At 60.7% G+C, this 17,528-nt stretch carries 18 protein-coding genes and 1 pseudogene; 8 read left to right on the top strand and 11 right to left on the bottom strand.

Going from position 1 to position 17,528, the window contains the following annotated elements:
• Positions 1-240 carry a PilZ domain-containing protein gene (locus tag ACNYC6_RS13290; protein ID WP_419712662.1) on the top strand — a complete coding sequence of 80 codons (240 nt, stop codon included), beginning with the start codon at positions 1-3 and terminating at the stop codon, positions 238-240.
• Here the strand turns inward: ACNYC6_RS13290 and ACNYC6_RS13285 are convergent, their stop codons facing one another.
• The 5 genes from ACNYC6_RS13285 to def form a co-directional block, all read right to left on the bottom strand.
• Positions 241-555 (bottom strand): tetratricopeptide repeat protein, encoded by a 315-nt coding sequence (locus ACNYC6_RS13285; RefSeq protein WP_419712661.1) that lies wholly within the window; start codon positions 553-555, stop codon positions 241-243.
• 86 nt (positions 556-641) lie between these two features.
• Complete coding sequence (gene trkA / locus ACNYC6_RS13280; protein WP_104450374.1) at positions 642-2,018, bottom strand: Trk system potassium transporter TrkA; 1,377 nt, start codon at positions 2,016-2,018, stop codon at positions 642-644.
• 21 nt (positions 2,019-2,039) lie between these two features.
• Positions 2,040-3,350 (bottom strand): 16S rRNA (cytosine(967)-C(5))-methyltransferase RsmB, encoded by a 1,311-nt coding sequence (gene rsmB, locus ACNYC6_RS13275; protein WP_419712660.1) that lies wholly within the window; start codon positions 3,348-3,350, stop codon positions 2,040-2,042.
• The gene (gene fmt, locus ACNYC6_RS13270; protein ID WP_419712659.1) at positions 3,347-4,306 is read right to left on the bottom strand and encodes a methionyl-tRNA formyltransferase; all 960 of its coding nucleotides are present in this window, start codon (positions 4,304-4,306) and stop codon (positions 3,347-3,349) included. Before fmt ends, rsmB begins: the two co-directional genes overlap by 4 nt.
• Positions 4,307-4,363: 57 nt before the next feature.
• A complete protein-coding gene (def, locus tag ACNYC6_RS13265) occupies positions 4,364-4,870 on the bottom strand; it encodes a peptide deformylase (protein WP_007969867.1) in 507 nt (168 codons plus the stop codon).
• A 255-nt stretch (positions 4,871-5,125) separates the two neighbouring features.
• On the opposite strand from def, the pseudogene ACNYC6_RS13260 reads away from it, so the two are divergent.
• The 3 genes and pseudogenes from ACNYC6_RS13260 to ACNYC6_RS13250 form a co-directional block, all read left to right on the top strand.
• Positions 5,126-5,866: pseudogene (locus ACNYC6_RS13260) on the top strand (peptidoglycan-binding protein); the annotation flags it as partial.
• Positions 5,867-5,947: 81 nt separating this feature from the next.
• The gene (dprA, locus tag ACNYC6_RS13255; protein WP_419712658.1) at positions 5,948-7,054 is read left to right on the top strand and encodes a DNA-processing protein DprA; all 1,107 of its coding nucleotides are present in this window, start codon (positions 5,948-5,950) and stop codon (positions 7,052-7,054) included.
• 54 nt (positions 7,055-7,108) lie between these two features.
• Positions 7,109-7,666 (top strand): L-threonylcarbamoyladenylate synthase, encoded by a 558-nt coding sequence (locus ACNYC6_RS13250; protein ID WP_419712657.1) that lies wholly within the window; start codon positions 7,109-7,111, stop codon positions 7,664-7,666.
• Between the two features lie 80 nt (positions 7,667-7,746).
• On the opposite strand, the gene ACNYC6_RS13245 is transcribed toward ACNYC6_RS13250, so the two are convergent.
• Positions 7,747-8,724 carry an NADPH:quinone reductase gene (locus tag ACNYC6_RS13245; RefSeq protein WP_419712656.1) on the bottom strand — a complete coding sequence of 326 codons (978 nt, stop codon included), beginning with the start codon at positions 8,722-8,724 and terminating at the stop codon, positions 7,747-7,749.
• 171 nt (positions 8,725-8,895) lie between these two features.
• On the opposite strand from ACNYC6_RS13245, the gene hemF reads away from it, so the two are divergent.
• Positions 8,896-9,810, top strand: a complete 915-nt coding sequence (hemF, locus tag ACNYC6_RS13240; protein ID WP_419712655.1) for an oxygen-dependent coproporphyrinogen oxidase — start codon at positions 8,896-8,898, stop codon at positions 9,808-9,810.
• Positions 9,811-9,821: 11 nt separating this feature from the next.
• Complete coding sequence (gene aroE / locus ACNYC6_RS13235) at positions 9,822-10,643, top strand: shikimate dehydrogenase (protein WP_419712654.1); 822 nt, start codon at positions 9,822-9,824, stop codon at positions 10,641-10,643.
• Positions 10,644-10,768: 125 nt separating this feature from the next.
• Here aroE and ACNYC6_RS13230 read toward each other — a convergent pair whose 3' ends face one another.
• The 3 genes from ACNYC6_RS13230 to betC form a co-directional block, all read right to left on the bottom strand.
• Complete coding sequence (locus tag ACNYC6_RS13230; protein ID WP_419712653.1) at positions 10,769-12,337, bottom strand: SulP family inorganic anion transporter; 1,569 nt, start codon at positions 12,335-12,337, stop codon at positions 10,769-10,771.
• A 190-nt stretch (positions 12,338-12,527) separates the two neighbouring features.
• The gene (gene choX / locus ACNYC6_RS13225) at positions 12,528-13,445 is read right to left on the bottom strand and encodes a choline ABC transporter substrate-binding protein (RefSeq protein ID WP_419712652.1); all 918 of its coding nucleotides are present in this window, start codon (positions 13,443-13,445) and stop codon (positions 12,528-12,530) included.
• A 16-nt stretch (positions 13,446-13,461) separates the two neighbouring features.
• The gene (gene betC, locus ACNYC6_RS13220; RefSeq protein WP_419712651.1) at positions 13,462-14,976 is read right to left on the bottom strand and encodes a choline-sulfatase; all 1,515 of its coding nucleotides are present in this window, start codon (positions 14,974-14,976) and stop codon (positions 13,462-13,464) included.
• Positions 14,977-15,090: 114 nt separating this feature from the next.
• Here betC and ACNYC6_RS13215 point away from each other — a divergent pair, with 114 nt between their 5' ends.
• A complete protein-coding gene (locus ACNYC6_RS13215) occupies positions 15,091-16,041 on the top strand; it encodes a choline sulfate utilization transcriptional regulator (RefSeq protein WP_419712650.1) in 951 nt (316 codons plus the stop codon).
• Here ACNYC6_RS13215 and ACNYC6_RS13210 read toward each other — a convergent pair.
• Positions 16,038-16,700, bottom strand: coding sequence for an NAD(P)-dependent oxidoreductase (locus tag ACNYC6_RS13210; RefSeq protein WP_419712649.1), 663 nt, complete (start codon positions 16,698-16,700; stop codon positions 16,038-16,040). The genes ACNYC6_RS13215 and ACNYC6_RS13210 overlap by 4 nt on opposite strands.
• A gap of 84 nt (positions 16,701-16,784) precedes the next feature.
• Between ACNYC6_RS13210 and ACNYC6_RS13205 the strand changes: the two genes are divergently transcribed.
• Positions 16,785-17,111, top strand: a complete 327-nt coding sequence (locus tag ACNYC6_RS13205) for a DOPA 4,5-dioxygenase family protein (RefSeq protein ID WP_419712648.1) — start codon at positions 16,785-16,787, stop codon at positions 17,109-17,111.
• On the opposite strand, the gene ACNYC6_RS13200 is transcribed toward ACNYC6_RS13205, so the two are convergent.
• Positions 17,112-17,513 (bottom strand): GFA family protein, encoded by a 402-nt coding sequence (locus ACNYC6_RS13200; protein ID WP_419712647.1) that lies wholly within the window; start codon positions 17,511-17,513, stop codon positions 17,112-17,114.
• Positions 17,514-17,528 lie beyond the last annotated feature (15 nt).

The following is a 17,528-nucleotide window of genomic DNA, read 5'->3' as shown; positions in this document are numbered from 1 at the left end:
ATGTCCGAACATCGCAAATCATTTCGCATCAAGATTACGCATGAAAGCTTTGGCGAATGCCTGGGCCAGACGCGCAATCTTTCGACCACAGGTGTTTACGTCAAGCATCCGGCATTGTCTGCCTTGCCGAGAGGCGCGGTGGTCTACGGCGAGGTTCAGGACTTACCCACAGGCGCACCGCGAGTGCGTATGGAAGTGGTGCAGGTAGATGCCGAAGGCATTGGTTTGCGCTATCTCTGATCAGTGCGCCTGACGATCGAGCTTCTTCAGAAACACCGTCATTTCCTTCTCTGCCTGCTTGTCGCCATGGTTGCGGGCGGCTTCCAGGCCTTGCTCCCAGGCCAAACGCGCGGCTGCATGGTCCGCCAGCGCCAGATGGGCCTTGCCCAGTAATTTCCAGGCCGCGGAATACTTCGGATCGATCTCGACGCAGCGCTGGAAGTGCTCGACAGCCTTGGCGTTTTCACCCAAATCCAGATAACCCTTGCCCAGGCCGAAGCGCAGCAATGAGTTATCCAGACCCTTGGCGAGCATTTTTTCCAGGGATTCGATCATTGGTGGATTCCTTGATATAGGTGAGTCAGGTGAGATTGCTATCGCTAGCCTGCTAGCGATGAGGCCAGTGCCGTCTGCGCAAAACCTCAGAAGAAGCTCAACCCCACATGGAACAGCTTCTCCACATCGCGAATATGCTTTTTATCCACAAGGAACAGAATCACATGGTCGCCGGTTTCGATCACCGTGTCGTCGTGAGCGATGATCACTTCTTCGTCGCGAATAATCGCGCCGATGGTGGTGCCCGGCGGCAGGCCGATGTTCTCGATGGCCTTGCCGATGACTTTGCTGGATTTTGCATCGCCGTGGGCAATCGCCTCGATGGCTTCCGCGGCACCCCGGCGCAGTGAGTGCACGCTGACGATATCGCCACGGCGCACGTGGGCCAGCAAGGTGCCGATGGTTGCCAGTTGCGGGCTGATGGCGATGTCGATGTCGCCACCCTGGATCAGATCGACGTAGGCCGGGTTGTTGATGATGGTCATCACCTTCTTCGCGCCAAGGCGCTTGGCCAGCAGCGACGACATGATGTTGGCTTCGTCATCGTTGGTCAGGGCCAGGAACAGGTCGGCGTCGGCGATGTTCTCTTCCAGCAGCAAGTCGCGATCCGAGGCGCTGCCCTGCAACACCACCGTGCTGTCGAGGTGGTCCGAGAGATGGCGGCAGCGCGCCGGGTTCATCTCGATGATCTTCACCTGGTAGCGGCTTTCGATGGCCTCGGCCAGACGTTCACCGATCTGACCGCCACCGGCAATGACGATGCGTTTGTAGGTCTCGTCGAGACGACGCATTTCGCTCATCACCGCGCGAATGTTCGCTTTGGCGGCGATGAAAAATACTTCGTCGTCGGCCTCGATCACCGTATCGCCTTGCGGCAGGATCGGCCGGTCACGACGGAAAATCGCGGCGACGCGGGTTTCGACATTCGGCATGTGTTCACGCAGTTGCCGCAGTTGCTGGCCCACCAACGGCCCGCCGTAATACGCCCGCACCGCCACCAGTTGCGCCTTGCCTTCGGCGAAATCGATTACCTGCAAGGCGCCCGGATGTTGGATCAGGCGCTTGATGTAGTTGGTCACCACTTGTTCCGGGCTGATCAGCACGTCCACCGGAATGGCTTCGTTCTGGAACAGCTGCTCTTCGCGGGTCAGGTACGCGGCTTCACGCACCCGGGCGATTTTGGTCGGGGTGTGGAACAAGGTGTGGGCGACCTGGCAGGCAACCATGTTGGTTTCGTCGCTGTTGGTCACGGCGACCAGCATGTCGGCGTCGTCGGCCCCGGCCTGGCGCAGCACGGTCGGGAACGAGCCGCGACCTTGTACGGTGCGGATATCCAGCCGATCGCCGAGGTCGCGCAGGCGTTCACCATCGGTGTCGACCACGGTGATGTCGTTGGCCTCGCTGGCCAAGTGTTCCGCCAGCGAACCGCCGACCTGCCCTGCGCCGAGGATGATGATTTTCATCCAGTCACTCCCTTAAACCGGTTAACCGCGCACGGCGGCGATCTTGATCAGCTTGGCGTAGTAGAACCCGTCATGTCCGCCTTCCTGGGCCAGCAACTGGCGACCATGGGGCTGCTTGATGCCGGCCTCGGTAGCGAGGTCCAGTTCACGGGCGCCGGGTGTGCGGGCGAGGAACGCTTCGATGACTTCGGTGTTCTCGGTCGGCAATGTGGAGCATGTGGCATAGAGCAGAATGCCGCCCACTTCCAGCGTTATCCACATGGCGTCGAGCAACTCGCCTTGCAGCACGGCAAGTGCGGCGATATCGTCGGGTTGGCGGGTCAGCTTGATGTCCGGGTGGCGGCGGATCACGCCGGTGGCCGAGCATGGCGCGTCCAGGAGGATGCGCTGGAATGGCTTGCCGTCCCACCACGCTTGGGTGTCGCGACCGTCGGCGGCAATCAGCTCGGCGCTCAGTTTCAGACGTTCGAGGTTCTCGCGGACGCGCACCAGACGCTTGGCTTCCAGGTCGACCGCCACCACGCCGGCCAGTTTTGGTTCGGCTTCGAGGATATGGCAAGTCTTGCCTCCCGGCGCACAGCAGGCGTCGAGTACTCGCTGACCTGGGGCCAGATCGAGCAAATCAGCGGCCAGTTGCGCAGCTTCGTCTTGCACGCTGATCCAGCCCTCTGCGAAACCCGGCAGGCTCCGCACGTCGGCGGCGGCTTCGAGGACGATGCCATCGCGGCTGTAGACGCACGGGGTGGCGGCGATGCCAGCGTCGGTCAGCAAGCCGAGATAAGCATCGCGGGTGTGATGGCGGCGGTTGACCCGCAGAATCATCGGCGGATGCGCATTGTTCGCCGCGCAGATGGCTTCCCACTGCTCTGGCCAGAATGCTTTCAAGGATTTTTGCAGCCAGCGCGGGTGGGCGGTGCGCACCACCGGATCGCGTTCCAGTTCGGCGAAAATCGTTTCGCTTTCGCGCTGAGCGTTACGCAGCACGGCGTTGAGCAGGGCTTTGGCCCAAGGTTTTTTCAGCTTGTCGGCGCAACCGACAGTCTCACCGATAGCGGCGTGGGCCGGGACACGGGTGTAGAGCAATTGGTAGAGGCCAACCAGCAGCAGCGCCTCGACATCGGCGTCGGCAGCCTTGAATGGTTTTTGCAGCAACTTGGCCGCCAGCGCCGATAAGCGCGGCTGCCAGCGAGCGGTGCCGAACGCCAGATCCTGGGTGAAGCCGCGATCACGGTCCTCGACCTTGTCCAGTTGCGTCGGCAGCGAACTGTTGAGTGAGGCTTTTCCGTTCAGGACAGCGGCGAGTGCCTTGGCGGCGGCCAGACGCGGGTTCATTGAGCGTCCGCCGCTTGACCGAGCACGGTCCCGGTGGCGAATTTCTCACGACGGCTGTTGAACAGGTCGCTGAAGTTCAGTGCCTTGCCGCCGGGCAATTGCAGGCGAGTCAGGCACAACGCCTGTTCACCGCAAGCGACGATCAGGCCGTCCTTGCTGGCGCTGAGGATCTCACCGGGTGCGCCTTTGCCTTCGGCCAGGTTCGCGGCCAGCACTTTCAGCGCTTCGCCGTTCAACGTGCTGTGGGTGATCGGCCACGGGTTGAAGGCGCGCACGAGGCGTTCCAGCTCAACCGCCGGGCGAGTCCAGTCGATGCGCGCTTCGTCCTTGTTCAACTTGTGCGCGTAGGTGGCGAGGCTGTCGTCCTGCACTTCGCCTTCCAGCGTCCCGGCAGCGAGGCCGGCAATCGCCTGAACCACGGCCGGTGGACCCATTTCGGCCAGACGGTCGTGGAGGCTGCCGCCAGTGTCTTCGGCGCTGATCGGCGTGGTGACTTTCAGCAGCATCGGCCCGGTATCCAGACCGGCTTCCATGCGCATCACGGTCACGCCGCTTTCGGCGTCGCCCGCTTCCACGGCACGCTGGATCGGCGCCGCACCGCGCCAGCGCGGCAGCAACGAAGCGTGACTGTTGATGCAACCCAGACGCGGAATATCCAGTACCACTTGCGGCAGGATCAGGCCGTAGGCGACCACCACCATCAAGTCCGGCTTCAGCGCAGCGAGTTCAGCTTGAGCATCTTCATTGCGCAGGGTTGGCGGTTGCAGCACCGGGATGTCGTTTTCCAGGGCCAACTGCTTGACCGGGCTCGGCATCAGTTTTTGCCCGCGACCGGCCGGACGATCCGGTTGGGTGTAGACCGCGACGATCTCGTAAGGGCTGCTCAGCAAGGCCTTGAGGTGTTCGGCGGCGAATTCCGGGGTGCCGGCAAAGACAATGCGCAGTGGCTCAGTCATTCATGAAGTCTCTTAAAAAGAAAAAGGCTTGCCGCAGCAAGCCTTTGAAGATGGGCATCAAGCGTTCTGGCGATGAAGCTTTTCCAGTTTCTTCTTGATGCGGTCGCGTTTGAGCGTGGACAGGTAATCGACGAACAATTTGCCATTGAGGTGGTCGCATTCGTGCTGGATGCACACCGCGAGCAAATCTTCGGCGATCAGTTCGTAAGGCTTGCCGTCGCGGTCCAGCGCCTTGACCTTGACCCGTTGCGGGCGATCGACGTTTTCGTAGAAGCCCGGCACGGAAAGGCAGCCTTCCTGATACTGGCCCATGTCGTCGGTCAGCGGTTCGAGCTCGGGGTTGATGAACACTCGCGGCTCGGTGCGGTCTTCGGAAAGGTCCATCACGACGATACGTTTGTGCACGTTGACCTGGGTCGCGGCGAGGCCGATGCCCGGTGCCTCATACATTGTTTCAAACATGTCGTCGACCAACTGACGCACTTCGTCGTCCACTACGGCCACCGGTTTGGCGATAGTGCGCAGGCGCGGGTCAGGGAATTCGAGGATGTTCAAAATGGCCATAAGCTTGATGACTGCACGTGTGAAGTAAGGTCGGGGCGGTGGCCTGGCGGGTCCGAAGATGCAGGCTACCTTTGTAAAACGTAGCTCCCTTCTCTTCATAAGCAAGCCGGGAGCGAGCCACTGACGGCTCTGGCGTTTTACGCGAACGTACATAATAAAGGGATTCACCGCATGAGGAAATCACTACTCGCCTTGCTCCTTCTGGCCTCGGCAGGTTGGGCACACGGGCAAGTGCCGCCGAAGGAATATATTCCCACCGTAAAGCTGTCGCCACAGGTGCGCACCAGCCCGGTAACCGAGGCCATCCCGAGCATTGCGTTGAAGTCGATCAACAGCTTTCTGCTCAGCAACCGCATCGTTGATAAGGCCGAGGATTTCGAAAAGGCGCCCTACATCGTGGCCGGTGATGCCGAACGTGTGCTCAGCGGCACCGGTGATCGGGTCTTCGCCCGCGGCCACTTCGACCCGGCGCAACCGGTGTACGGCATCTTCCGCCAAGGCAAGGTCTACACCGATCCGCAGACCCGGGAGGTTCTGGGGATCAACGCCGATGACATCGGTGGCGGCGAGATCATTGCCACCGAAGGCGACGTCGCCACGCTGAGTTTGCAACGCACAACCCAGGAGGTGCGCCTCGGCGACCGTTTGTTCAGCGGCGAAGAACGTTCGATCAATTCGACGTTCACGCCCAACGAACCGAGCAGCGAAATCAATGGTCTGATCATCGATGTACCGCGCGGCGTGACGCATATCGGTGCCATGGACGTGGTCACGTTGAACAGGGGTCAACGTGATGGCCTTGCCGAGGGCAATATGCTGGTGGTGATGAAGACCGGCGAAACCGTGCGCGACCGGATCACTGGCCAGCCGCTGAAGGTTCCGGATGAACGTGCCGGTCTGCTGATGGTTTTCCGCACCTACGACAAACTCAGTTACGGGCTGGTGCTCAACGCTTCACGCTCGCTGGCGGTGATGGACAAGGTGCGAAATCCATAAGCTTGCTTCACAAGTTACCAACAGAGTTATCCACAGCTTATTCCCGCTTGGACGGGGGCTTATAACGATCAAGGATGATCCATGTCACTGCCTACTGTTGCACCGGTTTCCCCTGCGGAACTGGAAGCTCGTTTACGCTTGCACCGTTTGCCGGAGCTCGGCCCGGCGCGGTTCAAGAAGTTGCTGGAAGCCTTCGGCTCGGCGTCCAAAGCCATCAGCGCACCGGCCAGTGCCTGGCGTGCCCTGGGTTTGCCGCTAGCATGTTCCGAAGCCAGGCGCTGCGCTGAAATTCGCGATGGTGCGAGCCATGCACTGGCCTGGCTAGAGCATCCGGCCCAACATTTATTGATGTGGGACCAGCCTGACTACCCGGCGCTGCTCGCAGAAATCAGCGATGCCCCGCCGATGTTATTCGTGGCGGGCGATCCGGGCATCCTGGAAAAACCGCAGCTAGCGATGGTTGGCAGTCGCCGTGCTTCAAGGCCGGGCATGGACACCGCCGCCGCGTTTTCCCGCAGTCTGGCCGGTGCCGGTTTTGTCATCACCAGCGGTCTGGCGCTGGGCATCGACGCCGTCGCGCATCAGGCGGCGCTGGACGTTGGCGGGCAAACGATCGGCGTGCTTGGTACGGGGCTGGAAAAGTTTTATCCACAGCGCAATGGACGACTGGCGGACGCCATGATCGCCTCAGGTAGCGCGGTGCTTTCGGAGTTCCCGCTGGACACCGGCCCCAGTGCCAGCAACTTCCCGCGACGCAATCGCATCATCAGTGGTTTGTCCCTTGGCGTGCTGGTGGTCGAGGCCAGTATCGCCAGCGGTTCGTTGATCACTGCAAGGCTGGCGGCGGAACAAGGGCGCGAGGTGTATGCGATTCCGGGGTCGATCCATCACCCTGGCGCCAAGGGTTGCCACCAGTTGATCCGCGACGGCGCGGTGCTGGTGGAGACGGTCGAGCATATCCTCGAAGCGCTGCGTGGCTGGCAACGGCTGTCGTTATCCACAGAAACGCCCGTCGTGGATACGCGTCATCCCTTGTTGAAGTTGCTCCACGCCGCACCCCACACCAGCGAAGCGCTGGCCGATGCCAGCGGCTGGACGTTGCCCAAGGTGCTGGTGGCGCTGACCGAACTGGAAATGGACGGCAGTGCCGTGTGTGAAAACGGGCGCTGGTTTGCACGGGTGAGCTAGGTTTTATAAGGAAGATCGGTAAACTGCGCAGAGCCTTATTCTGGAGAGTTTTTCATGGTCAACAGTTGGCGTGTGCAACAAGCCGCACGAGCCATTCGCGCAGGGGCGGTGCTTGCCTACCCAACCGAAGCCGTCTGGGGTCTGGGTTGCGACCCGTGGGACGAAGAAGCAGTCGAGCGACTGCTGCTGATCAAGGGCCGGTCTGTGGATAAGGGCCTGATCCTGGTCGCGGACAACATTCGCCAGTTCGACTTCCTCTTCGAAGACTTCCCTGAACTGTGGATGGATCGCATGGCCAGCACCTGGCCGGGGCCGAACACCTGGCTGGTGCCGCATCAGAACCTGTTGCCGGAGTGGATTACCGGCGTGCATGAAACGGTCGCGCTGCGGGTCAGCGATCATCCGCAAGTGCGGGACTTGTGCTCGCTGGTCGGTCCACTGGTGTCGACTTCCGCCAACCCGCAAGGCCGGCCGGCGGCGCGTACGCGGATTCGCGTCGAGCAGTACTTCCGTGGCCAGGTTGATATGGTGCTCGGCGGAATGCTGGGCGGGCGCAAGAACCCGAGCGTGATTCGGGATCTGGCGACGGGCCACGTTGTGCGCCCGGATTAAGACCGAGGTGCGCCCATCGCTAGCAGGCTCCCACATTGGATCTGTGGCGATCACAGCTAGCGTGCTAGCGATGGCGTCCGTCAGGGCAACAAAACAACCGAGCCCGTCGTGCGCCGCGCCGACAACTCGGTCTGCGCCTTCGCCGCATCCGCCAGTGAATATGTCTGGCTGACATCCACCTTCACCTTGCCGCTGCTGATCATCTCGAACAGTTCGTCAGCCATACGCTGCAGGTTCTCGGCGTTGTTGGCGTAGGTTCCCAGCGTCGGCCGGGTGACGTACAACGAGCCCTTCCCCGCCAGAATCCCCAGGTTCACCCCCTCCACCGCACCGGATGCATTGCCGAAGCTCACCACCAATCCTCGTGGCGCGGTGCTGTCGAGTGACGTCAGCCAGGTGTCTTTGCCGACGCCGTCGTACACCACCGGGACTTTTTTGCCGTCAGTCAATTCCAGCACGCGTTGTGCGACGTTTTCATGGCTGTAGTCGATGGTCGCCCATGCACCGTTGGCTTTGGCCAGTGCGGCTTTCTCCGCGGAACTCACCGTGCCGATCAGCTTGACGCCCAAGGCCTTGGCCCATTGGCAGGCCAGGGAGCCGACGCCGCCGGCAGCGGCGTGGAACAGAATGGTTTCGCCACCCTTGAGTTCATAAGTCTGACGCAACAGGTACTGCACGGTCAGGCCTTTGAGCATGACGCCGGCAGCCTGTTCGAAACTGATGGCGTCCGGCAGTTTCACCAGATTGGCTTCGGGCAAAACGTGAATCTCGCTGTAGGCACCCAACGGGCCGCTGCCATATGCCACGCGATCACCGACCTTGAAGCGGGTGACATCGCTGCCGACTGACTCGACCACGCCAGCGCCTTCCGAACCCACGCCCGATGGCAAGGACGGTGGTGGATAGAGACCGCTGCGGTAATAGGTATCGATGAAGTTCAGGCCGATGGCCTTGTTGCTCACGCGGACTTCCTTCGGACCCGGCGCGGCGGGTTGGTAATCCACATACTCAAGTACTTCCGGGCCGCCGTGGGCACGGAACTGGATACGCTTTGCCATCTGCACTCTCCTGAGATCGCTGCTGATTGTGTAAATGCGAAGCGCCCTATCGGACTCCTAAGCTTGATCTTCGTCAACTGCGACGGAACAAGGTGCAGTGTTATCCTACGCAGCAATTTGCTACCGGCCTTTTAAAACGCCGCGTAGCTTCGCCCGATTCAAGGTGATGACATGACGACCCGCACCGAGGCCGTAAAAGCCTACCTGCTCGACCTGCAAGACCGAATCTGTGCCGCCCTGGAAGCCGAAGACGGTGGCACGCGCTTCGTCGAAGACGCTTGGACCCGGCCTGCCGGCGGTGGCGGTCGCACCCGCGTGATCGAAAACGGTACGGTCATCGAAAAGGGCGGCGTCAACTTTTCCCACGTCTTCGGCAGCGGTCTTCCACCGTCCGCCAGCGCCCATCGGCCGGAACTGGCCGGGCGAGGTTTTGAAGCCTTGGGCGTGTCGCTGGTGATCCACCCGCATAACCCGCATGTGCCGACTTCCCACGCCAACGTACGTTTTTTCATCGCTGAAAAGGAAGGCGAAGAGCCGGTCTGGTGGTTTGGCGGCGGCTTCGACCTGACGCCTTATTACGGCAATGAAGAAGATTGCATTCACTGGCACCGCGTCGCCGAGCAGGCCTGCGCGCCGTTCGGCCCGGACGTCTACTCGCGTTACAAAGCCTGGTGCGACAGCTACTTCCACATCAAGCATCGCCACGAGCCACGGGGCATCGGCGGCTTGTTCTTCGATGACCTGAACGAGTGGGATTTCGACACCAGTTTCGCCTTCATGCGTGCCATTGGTGATGCGTACATCGATGCGTACTTGCCGATCCTGCAGCGGCGCAAGCACGACGCGTTCACCGCGAAACAGCGGGAATTCCAGGAGTACCGCCGCGGGCGCTACGTCGAGTTCAACCTGGTTTACGATCGCGGCACACTGTTCGGCCTGCAGTCGGGCGGGCGTACCGAGTCGATCCTCATGTCCCTGCCGCCGCAAGTCCGCTGGGGCTACGACTGGAAAGCCGAGCCTGGCAGCGAAGAAGCGCGCCTGACCGAGTTTTTCCTGCAAGACCGCGACTGGTTGGCCGAGGCCTGAGAGGAATGTTGATGGATCGTTATGTCGTTTTCGGTAACCCGATTGGCCACAGTAAATCACCGTTGATTCATCGTCTGTTTGCCGAGCAGACCGCACAAAAACTCGACTACAGCACTTCGCTGGCGCCTCTCGACGATTTTTCCGGCTGTGCCCGGGCATTTTTCCTCGAAGGTCGTGGGGCGAATGTGACGGTGCCGTTCAAGGAAGAGGCCTATCGCCTGGCCGACAACCTGACCGCGCGGGCGCAACGGGCCGGCGCGGTGAATACCCTGAGCAAACTGGACGATGGCACCCTGTTGGGTGACAACACTGATGGCGCCGGGCTGGTGAGGGACCTGACGGTCAACGCCGGGTTCAGCCTCAAGGGCAAACGCATCCTGTTGCTTGGCGCCGGTGGCGCGGTGCGCGGTGCACTGGAACCGTTGCTCGCCGAGCAACCGGCGTCGGTGATCATCGCCAACCGTACGTTGAACAAGGCCGAGCTGCTGGCGGAACTGTTCTGTGATCTGGGGCCGGTATCGGCCAGTGGTTACGACTGGTTGCAGGAGTCAGTGGACCTGATCATCAACGCGACGTCCGCGAGCCTGACGGGCGATGTGCCGCCGATTGCCGCCAGCCTGATCGAACCGGGTAAAACGGTTTGCTACGACATGATGTACGGCAAAGAACCGACCTCGTTCTGCCGTTGGGCCAGCGAACATGGCGCGGCGGTGTCGATGGATGGGTTGGGGATGCTCGCTGAGCAAGCGGCGGAAGCGTTCTTCCTGTGGCGTGGGGTGCGACCAGATACGGTGCCGGTATTGGCCGAACTTCGCCGACAATTGGCTCTATAGAATTTGTAGCGAGGGAGCTTGCTCCCGCTGGGCTGCGCAGCAGACCTGATATTTGCAGGCGCTTCGCACCTGAGCGGGAGCAAGCTCCCTCGCCACAGCGTTCAGTTTCTAATCCAGAAATTCGTTCAATCCTCAAACCGAATCGGGCATTTCTCCGCCCCTTCCAGTTTCCTCAACTCTTCCACCACCTGCGGCCGAGCCTGGCGCAAGGTCAGGCTACGATCCTGGCGCAATAACCGCCGCGCTTCCTGATGCAGCATCTCCACACCTGAATAGTCGATGAAGTTGATCTGCTGCGCCTCGATCACCACGCGCGCGCCGTGCATGCGTTGCAGTCGCACTTGCAGGTAATGGCTGGCACCGAAAAAGATCGAGCCGCCGACTCGCAGAATGTCTTCATCGCCGTCGCGCAGATGTTGTACCCGCGGTTGCGAGGTGCGTTTGAGGTAGAAAAACAGCGACGCCAATACCCCGGCGTAGATCGCCGTCTGCAATTCCAGCAGCAGCGTGGCGACACAGGTCAGGCTCATGACCACGAACTCGGCGCGGCTGACCCGCAGTAATGCGCGTATGCCGCGATGGTCCACCAGGCCCCAGGCAATCAACAGAATGCTGCCGGCCATGGCCGGAATCGGGATATGCGCGATCAGGCTGGCGCCGAAAATCGCGAACAGCGCCACCCACAGCGCCGAAAAAATCCCCGCCAGTGGTGAACACGCGCCCGCTTCATAGCTCAGGCCCGAACGGGTGAAGGAGCCTGCCGACAGCGATCCGGAAAAAAACGCACCGACGATGTTCGACAGGCCTTGGGCGCGAACTTCCTGGTTAGCGTCGAGTAGTTGCTGTGATCGTGCAGAAATCGAGCGGGCGATCGACAGGCTGGTCACCAGCCCGAGCATACCCACCGCCACCGCGCTGGGCAGCAGGCGCAGGATCAGATCGAGGTCGAGCGGCAACGGGCTGAAGGGCGGGAGTTTTCCGGTGAACGCGCTGACCAATTGCACGTGGCCGAACATCGATGGCCAGAGCCAGACCAGCATTGAGCCCAACACCAGCGTAATCAGCAGCGTCGGCCAGCGCGGGAGCCACAGTTTGAGAATGACGCCGCCCACCACCGTCGCCAGCCCCAGCATCAGCGAGGGTTTGTCCACTTCGCCGAGGTGGCGCAACAGTGTGATGAAACTGTCCAGTGCAGTGGCCTGGCTGGGCAAGTCCAGCCCCAGCAGATTGGGCAGTTGGCCGACGGCAATCACCACCGCCGCGCCGAGGGTGAAACCGAGCACCACCGAGTGAGAAACGAAATTCACCAACGCACCAAAGCGCAGCAACCCCAACAACCACTGGAAAATCCCGGCCAGGAAGGTCAGCAACAGGATCAGCATCACGTAGTCCTGCGTCGCCGGGACGGCCAGAGGACTGACGCTGGCGTACAGGACAATGGAGATGGCCGCCGTGGGACCGCAGATCAAATGCCACGATGAACCCCAGAGACAAGCGATCAGTACCGGAATGATTGCCGCGTACAGACCGTACTCCGGTGGGAGGCCGGCAATCAGTGCGTAGGCAATGGATTGCGGCAACGCGAGAATCGCGCCGCTGAGGCCGACGATCAGATCACGCCCGACGCTGGCGCGGGTTTGCCGGGGCAACCAGGAAAGAAAGGGGAAGAGTGAATGGCGGCTGGGGAAGGCCATGGGTCCTCTCGGGTTGGGGTTTGTGCAAGGGTATCAGCACCAGCCAATCATTGTGGCGAGGGAGCTTGCTCCCGCTGGAGCGCGTAGCGCTCCCAAGCCGGTCAACGCAGTTTGTCAGCGTTACCGAGTTTTCCGGGTTTGCGTCTGCTACGCAGCCGAGCGGGAGCAAGCTCCCTCGCCACAAAGGCTCTTAAAGCCTGGCTTTGACCGCCGGCAACGCATCCTTGCCATCCACGGTCTTCACGCCATCCAGCCATTTATCCAGCACTGCCGGGTTGGCCTTGATCCACGCCTTGGCGGCGTCAGCATTGCTGACTTTCTTGTTCACCACCTCGGCCATGATGCTGTTTTCCATTTCCTGGGTGAAATTCAGGTTGGTCAGCAGCTTGCCAACGTTCGGGCAGGCCTGTGCATAACCTTTGCGGGTCAGCGTGTGAACGCTGCCGGTGTCGCCGAAGTATTTCTCGCCGCCCTTCAGGTAATGCATTTTCAGCTGCACGTTCATCGGGTGCGGGGTCCAGCCGAGGAAGGTCACGAACTTTTGTTTCTTCACTGCGCGGGACACTTCGGCCAGCATCGCCTGTTCGCTGGACTCGACCAGTTTCCACTGGCCCATGTCGAAATCGTTTTTCTTGATGATCTCTTGCAGCGAGAGGTTGGCCGGTGCGCCGGAGCCGATGCCGTAGATCTTGTGATCGAACTTGTCGGCGTATTTGTTCAGGTCGGCAAAGTTATGCACACCCGCGTCCCACACATAGTCCGGAACAGCGAGGGTGAATTCGGTGCCGTCGAGGTTTTTCGCCAGTTGCGTGACATCGCCGGTGGCGACGAACTTGTCGTAGAAGCCCTGCTGCGCCGGCATCCAGTTACCCAAAAACACGTCAACCTGGCCGTCCTTGAGCCCGCCAAAGGTGATCGGCACCGCGAGGGTGTCGACCTTGGCCTTGTAGCCCATGCCGTCCAGCAGAAACCCGGTAATGGCGTTGGTCGCGGCGATGTCGCTCCAGCCCGGATCGGCCATTTTCACCGTCTCGCATTGATCGGCGAATGCCGATGCACTGCCCAGGGCCAGGAGCCCGACCGTCAGTACTGTGGATAACCTTTGCATGGACTTCCCCTTAACATTATTGGTTTTGGCAGGGTTGTGGATAACGTGCTTTACGCTCCAGATCGTCGAGGTCGATGTGGTTACGCATGTATTGCTGACTGGCGTCCACCAGCGGCTGGTGATCCCAGCTCTTCAGCTTGCCGATGGTCAGGGCGTCGGCGACGAAACGTCGGCGCCGCTGACTTGCGAGCACCTGTTGGTGGATCGCCGGAATGTCCCATTTAGCCCGCGCTTCGGCGAGAAAATCGTCGAAAAGCTGACGATGCTGCGGCGACTGGCTAAGTTCTTCCACTTCACGCGGGTCATTCTGTACGTCGAAGAGTAGGCAAGGGTCGTCTTCGCTGTAGATGAATTTGTAGGCGCCCCGGCGAATCATCATCAGCGGGCTGATGGTGCCTTCGGCCATGTATTCGCCAAACACTTCGTCGTGCCCGCCCAGCCCTTGCAGATGCGGCACAAGCGATCGACCGTCGAGCGGCAAGCCTGGTTCCAGAGTGCCGCCAGCCAGTTCAACGAAGGTCGGCAGCAGGTCGGCGGTAGACACCGAGGCGTTGACCCGGCCAGCGCCGAACTGCCCTGGCGCACTGATCAACAGGGGGACTCGCGCGGCCATTTCATACCAGTGCATTTTGTACCAGAGCCCACGCTCGCCGAGCATGTCACCGTGGTCGCCGGAGAAAACGACGATGGTGTCGTCGATCAGCCCGGTTTCTTCGAGTGTTTGCAGGAGTTTGCCGACGTTGCTGTCGATATAGGAGCAAGCACCGAAGTAGGCACGGCGTGCATCGCGGATCTTATCCACAGGCAGCGGTTTGTTCCACAGGTCGTAAACCTTGAGCAGACGTTGGGAGTGCGGATCGAGATCATTCTGATCCGGCGTTGCAGGCAACGGGATGTCGGCGTCGTCGTACATTTCCCAGAAAGCCTTGGGAATGGTGTACGGGTCATGTGGGTGCGTCATTGAAACGGTCAGGCAGAACGGCTGGTCGCCATCCTCGCGAATGTGATCGAACAGGTATTGCTGGGCCTTGAACACTACTTCTTCGTCGAAATCCAGCTGATTGGTGCGCACGCACGGCCCGGCTTGCAGCACCGACGACATGTTGTGGTACCAGGTCGGACGCACATCCGGCTCATCCCAGTTCACCGCCCAACCGTAGTCGGCCGGGTAGATATCACTGGTGAGTCGCTCTTCATAGCCATGCAACTGGTCCGGACCGCAAAAATGCATCTTGCCCGACAGCGCGGTGCGATAGCCCAGACGCCGCAGGTAGTGGGCGTAAGTCGGTACATCGGCGGGGAAATCCGCCGCGTTGTCGTAGGCGCCGATTTTGCTCGGCAACTGGCCGCTGACCAGGGTAAAGCGCGACGGCGCGCATAACGGGCTGTTGCAGTAAGCGGCGTCGAACACCACGCCTTGTGCGGCGAGGCGACTCAAATTAGGCAGTTTGATGGGCGATGGGCCGTAGAACGGCAACATTGGCGCGGCCATTTGATCGGCCATGATGAAAAGAATGTTCTTGCGCTTCATGTGATCGCGGCATTCCATAGTGGATGTTTATGCGAGAGTGCTGGGATCGAGGATGGAACCCACAGCTTTTGCGGTAAAGCCCATGCGCGGCAATGACTAGGATAAGCACAGCTTATGTATGACGCCCTCGGTGACCTGTCTCTGGATTTGCTCCGCGCTTTCGAATCGGCGGCACGACAACGCAGCTTCACGGCTGCAGCGGTTGAACTGGGCACGACGCAACCGGCCATCAGCCAACAGATCAAACGACTGGAGGAGCAACTCGCCACCCGATTATTCGACCGCATCTACCGCGGTATCGGGCTGACAGAAGCCGGGATGATCCTTTTCGAGCAGGTTCAGCTCGGATTGCAGCAAATCGACTCAGGATTGAGTGCGATCAGCGCACAGCAACAACACGAAGTACTGCAAGTGGCGACCGATTTCGCCTTCGCCGCCTACTGGCTGATGCCACGGCTGCACCGCTTCCACGCGGCCAATCCTCAGGTCGACGTCAGCCTCGTCACCAGCGAGCGCAGTCATAACATGCTACGTACCGATATCGATGTGGCGGTGTTGTTCGGCGATGGACGCTTCAAACAGGGCGAAAGCCATTGGCTGTTCAGCGAAGAAGTGTTTCCGGTGTGCAGTCCGCAACTGTTGAACGAGCGTGCCCTGCCCTTGCCTGCCCAGTCGTTGCTGGAGTTTCCGCTGCTGCACCTGCGAGGGGAGAACAGCAGCAACTGGTTCGATTGGAGCGGCGTGTTTCGCGAGTTGGGCATCACCTCGCCTCCGGCCCCCGGACAACTGCGCTTCGACAATTACACCTTGTTGATTCAGGCCGCGATTGGCGGTCAGGGCGTGGCCATCGGTTGGCGTCACCTTGTGGATAACTTGCTGGCGCAAGGTTTGTTGTGCCGTCCGATTGGCGAAACGGTGATGTCCCGGTTGGGCTATTACGTGGTTTTGCCCCAGCGCAAACGACGTGGGGCGCTGATCCAGCAGTTTGTCGATTGGCTGATGGCCGAGCAGGCCAGCAGTGCCCTGTCGCTCAACGGCTTGGCGTTGCCGTCGATTGCGGTTTAGCTGTCTGTTGCGATGAAATTGACGTGCTCGCGGATGTGCAAATTCAGGTGCATTTCATCGGCGATGCCCGTCGCGGTTCGGGCCAGCCGTTCCAGCGGTTCGGCCAGTCCCGGTTCCAGGTTGCCGGCGACCTGGCTGAAGTGCTCAATGGTCAGACCCGCCACCCCGCGCGGAGCATTCACCAGCGTCCACTGCAAGGCACTGCTTTGCAGCGCTTCGCGGATTTCGTCGGCGGCGTGGCGTTGCAGGCTGTCCTCGGTTTCCGGATCGTCCAGCACGTCGAAATCCCCCACCAGAAACAATCGGCTGATGCTGGCTGCCTGCATGCCGTCGATCAGCGCATCCACCGCGAGCACCTGTTCGACCGGCCCCGGCACGATGGATTTTTCCACGTACTCACTGTTGAACGGCAGGCCTGGTGCGTCCAGTAAACAGATGACCGCTGAACTGCCCGCTACGCTTTGCTTCACCCGCTGCGCATCGAACAGATCGCCGGTCTTGGTGCGCAAACCCGGGCGTGGCGGGAGTGCCGTCAGGTTATCGAGAATGGCGATCACTTCATGCTGGCGCCGCAGCATTTCAGCCATCAGCGCGCTGCCCAGGCTACTCATGGCACCATAAAGCACCACTTTCACCACCGGGGTTTCGGCGTTTTTCATGGCTGGACTCCGTACTTCACTGTCTATATGGCGTGTGACACACCGCAAACGGTGAGGGTTCGACTCAGGTTCAGAGGTATTTCAATGCAACGGATCAAGGGCTATCACGCCCATGTGTATTTCGACGCCGGCAGCATCGATCAGGCGCGAGCCCTGTGCGAGCAAGCGGCGAAACTGTTCCCGCTGAAGATGGGCCGCGTGCACGAACGCCCGGTCGGCCCGCACCCGGACTGGAGTTGCCAACTGGCGTTCGGGCCGGAGCTGATTGGCGAAGTCCTGCCGTGGCTGGCGCTCAACCGCAAGGGTTTGGTGGTGTTCCTGCATCCGGACACTGGCGACGATCTGCTCGACCACACCGAGCATGCGATCTGGATGGGCGCGATTCGCCCGCTGAATCTGTCTGTTTTTTGATCAGAGGGTTTCTTCCGGCTCGCTGGGCAAATGCTCGTCCAGGTGCAGCCACGGCAAGCGGCTGTCGGTCCAGATGTGCCGCTCGGCCGGCGCCAGCTCGGGATGGTCGAGGGTGGCGATGGTCACGTCGATGCTTTCCGGGCTCAAGTGAGTGGTCAACGCCAGTTGCGCCCCACAATGGCCGCAGAAATATCGCGTGCAGGTCGACGAAGAGTCGTACTGCGACGGTGTTCCGGCCAGCCATTGAAAGGCCGATGCAGGCACGGTGATCCAGGTGGTCACGATGCCGCCACTGACCCGTCGGCAAATCGAGCAATGACAGTGGGCGATATCGTGCAATGGCCCGCTGATCTGATAGCGCAGTTGTCCGCAGTGACAGCCGCCGGTGTGGATGTTGGCCATGCGGGTTCCTCCTGT

It is taken from the genome of Pseudomonas sp. NFX224 (genome assembly GCF_048565165.1).
In the GTDB taxonomy this organism is placed as follows: domain Bacteria; phylum Pseudomonadota; class Gammaproteobacteria; order Pseudomonadales; family Pseudomonadaceae; genus Aquipseudomonas.
This window is presented reverse-complemented; position numbering and strand designations above follow the sequence as displayed.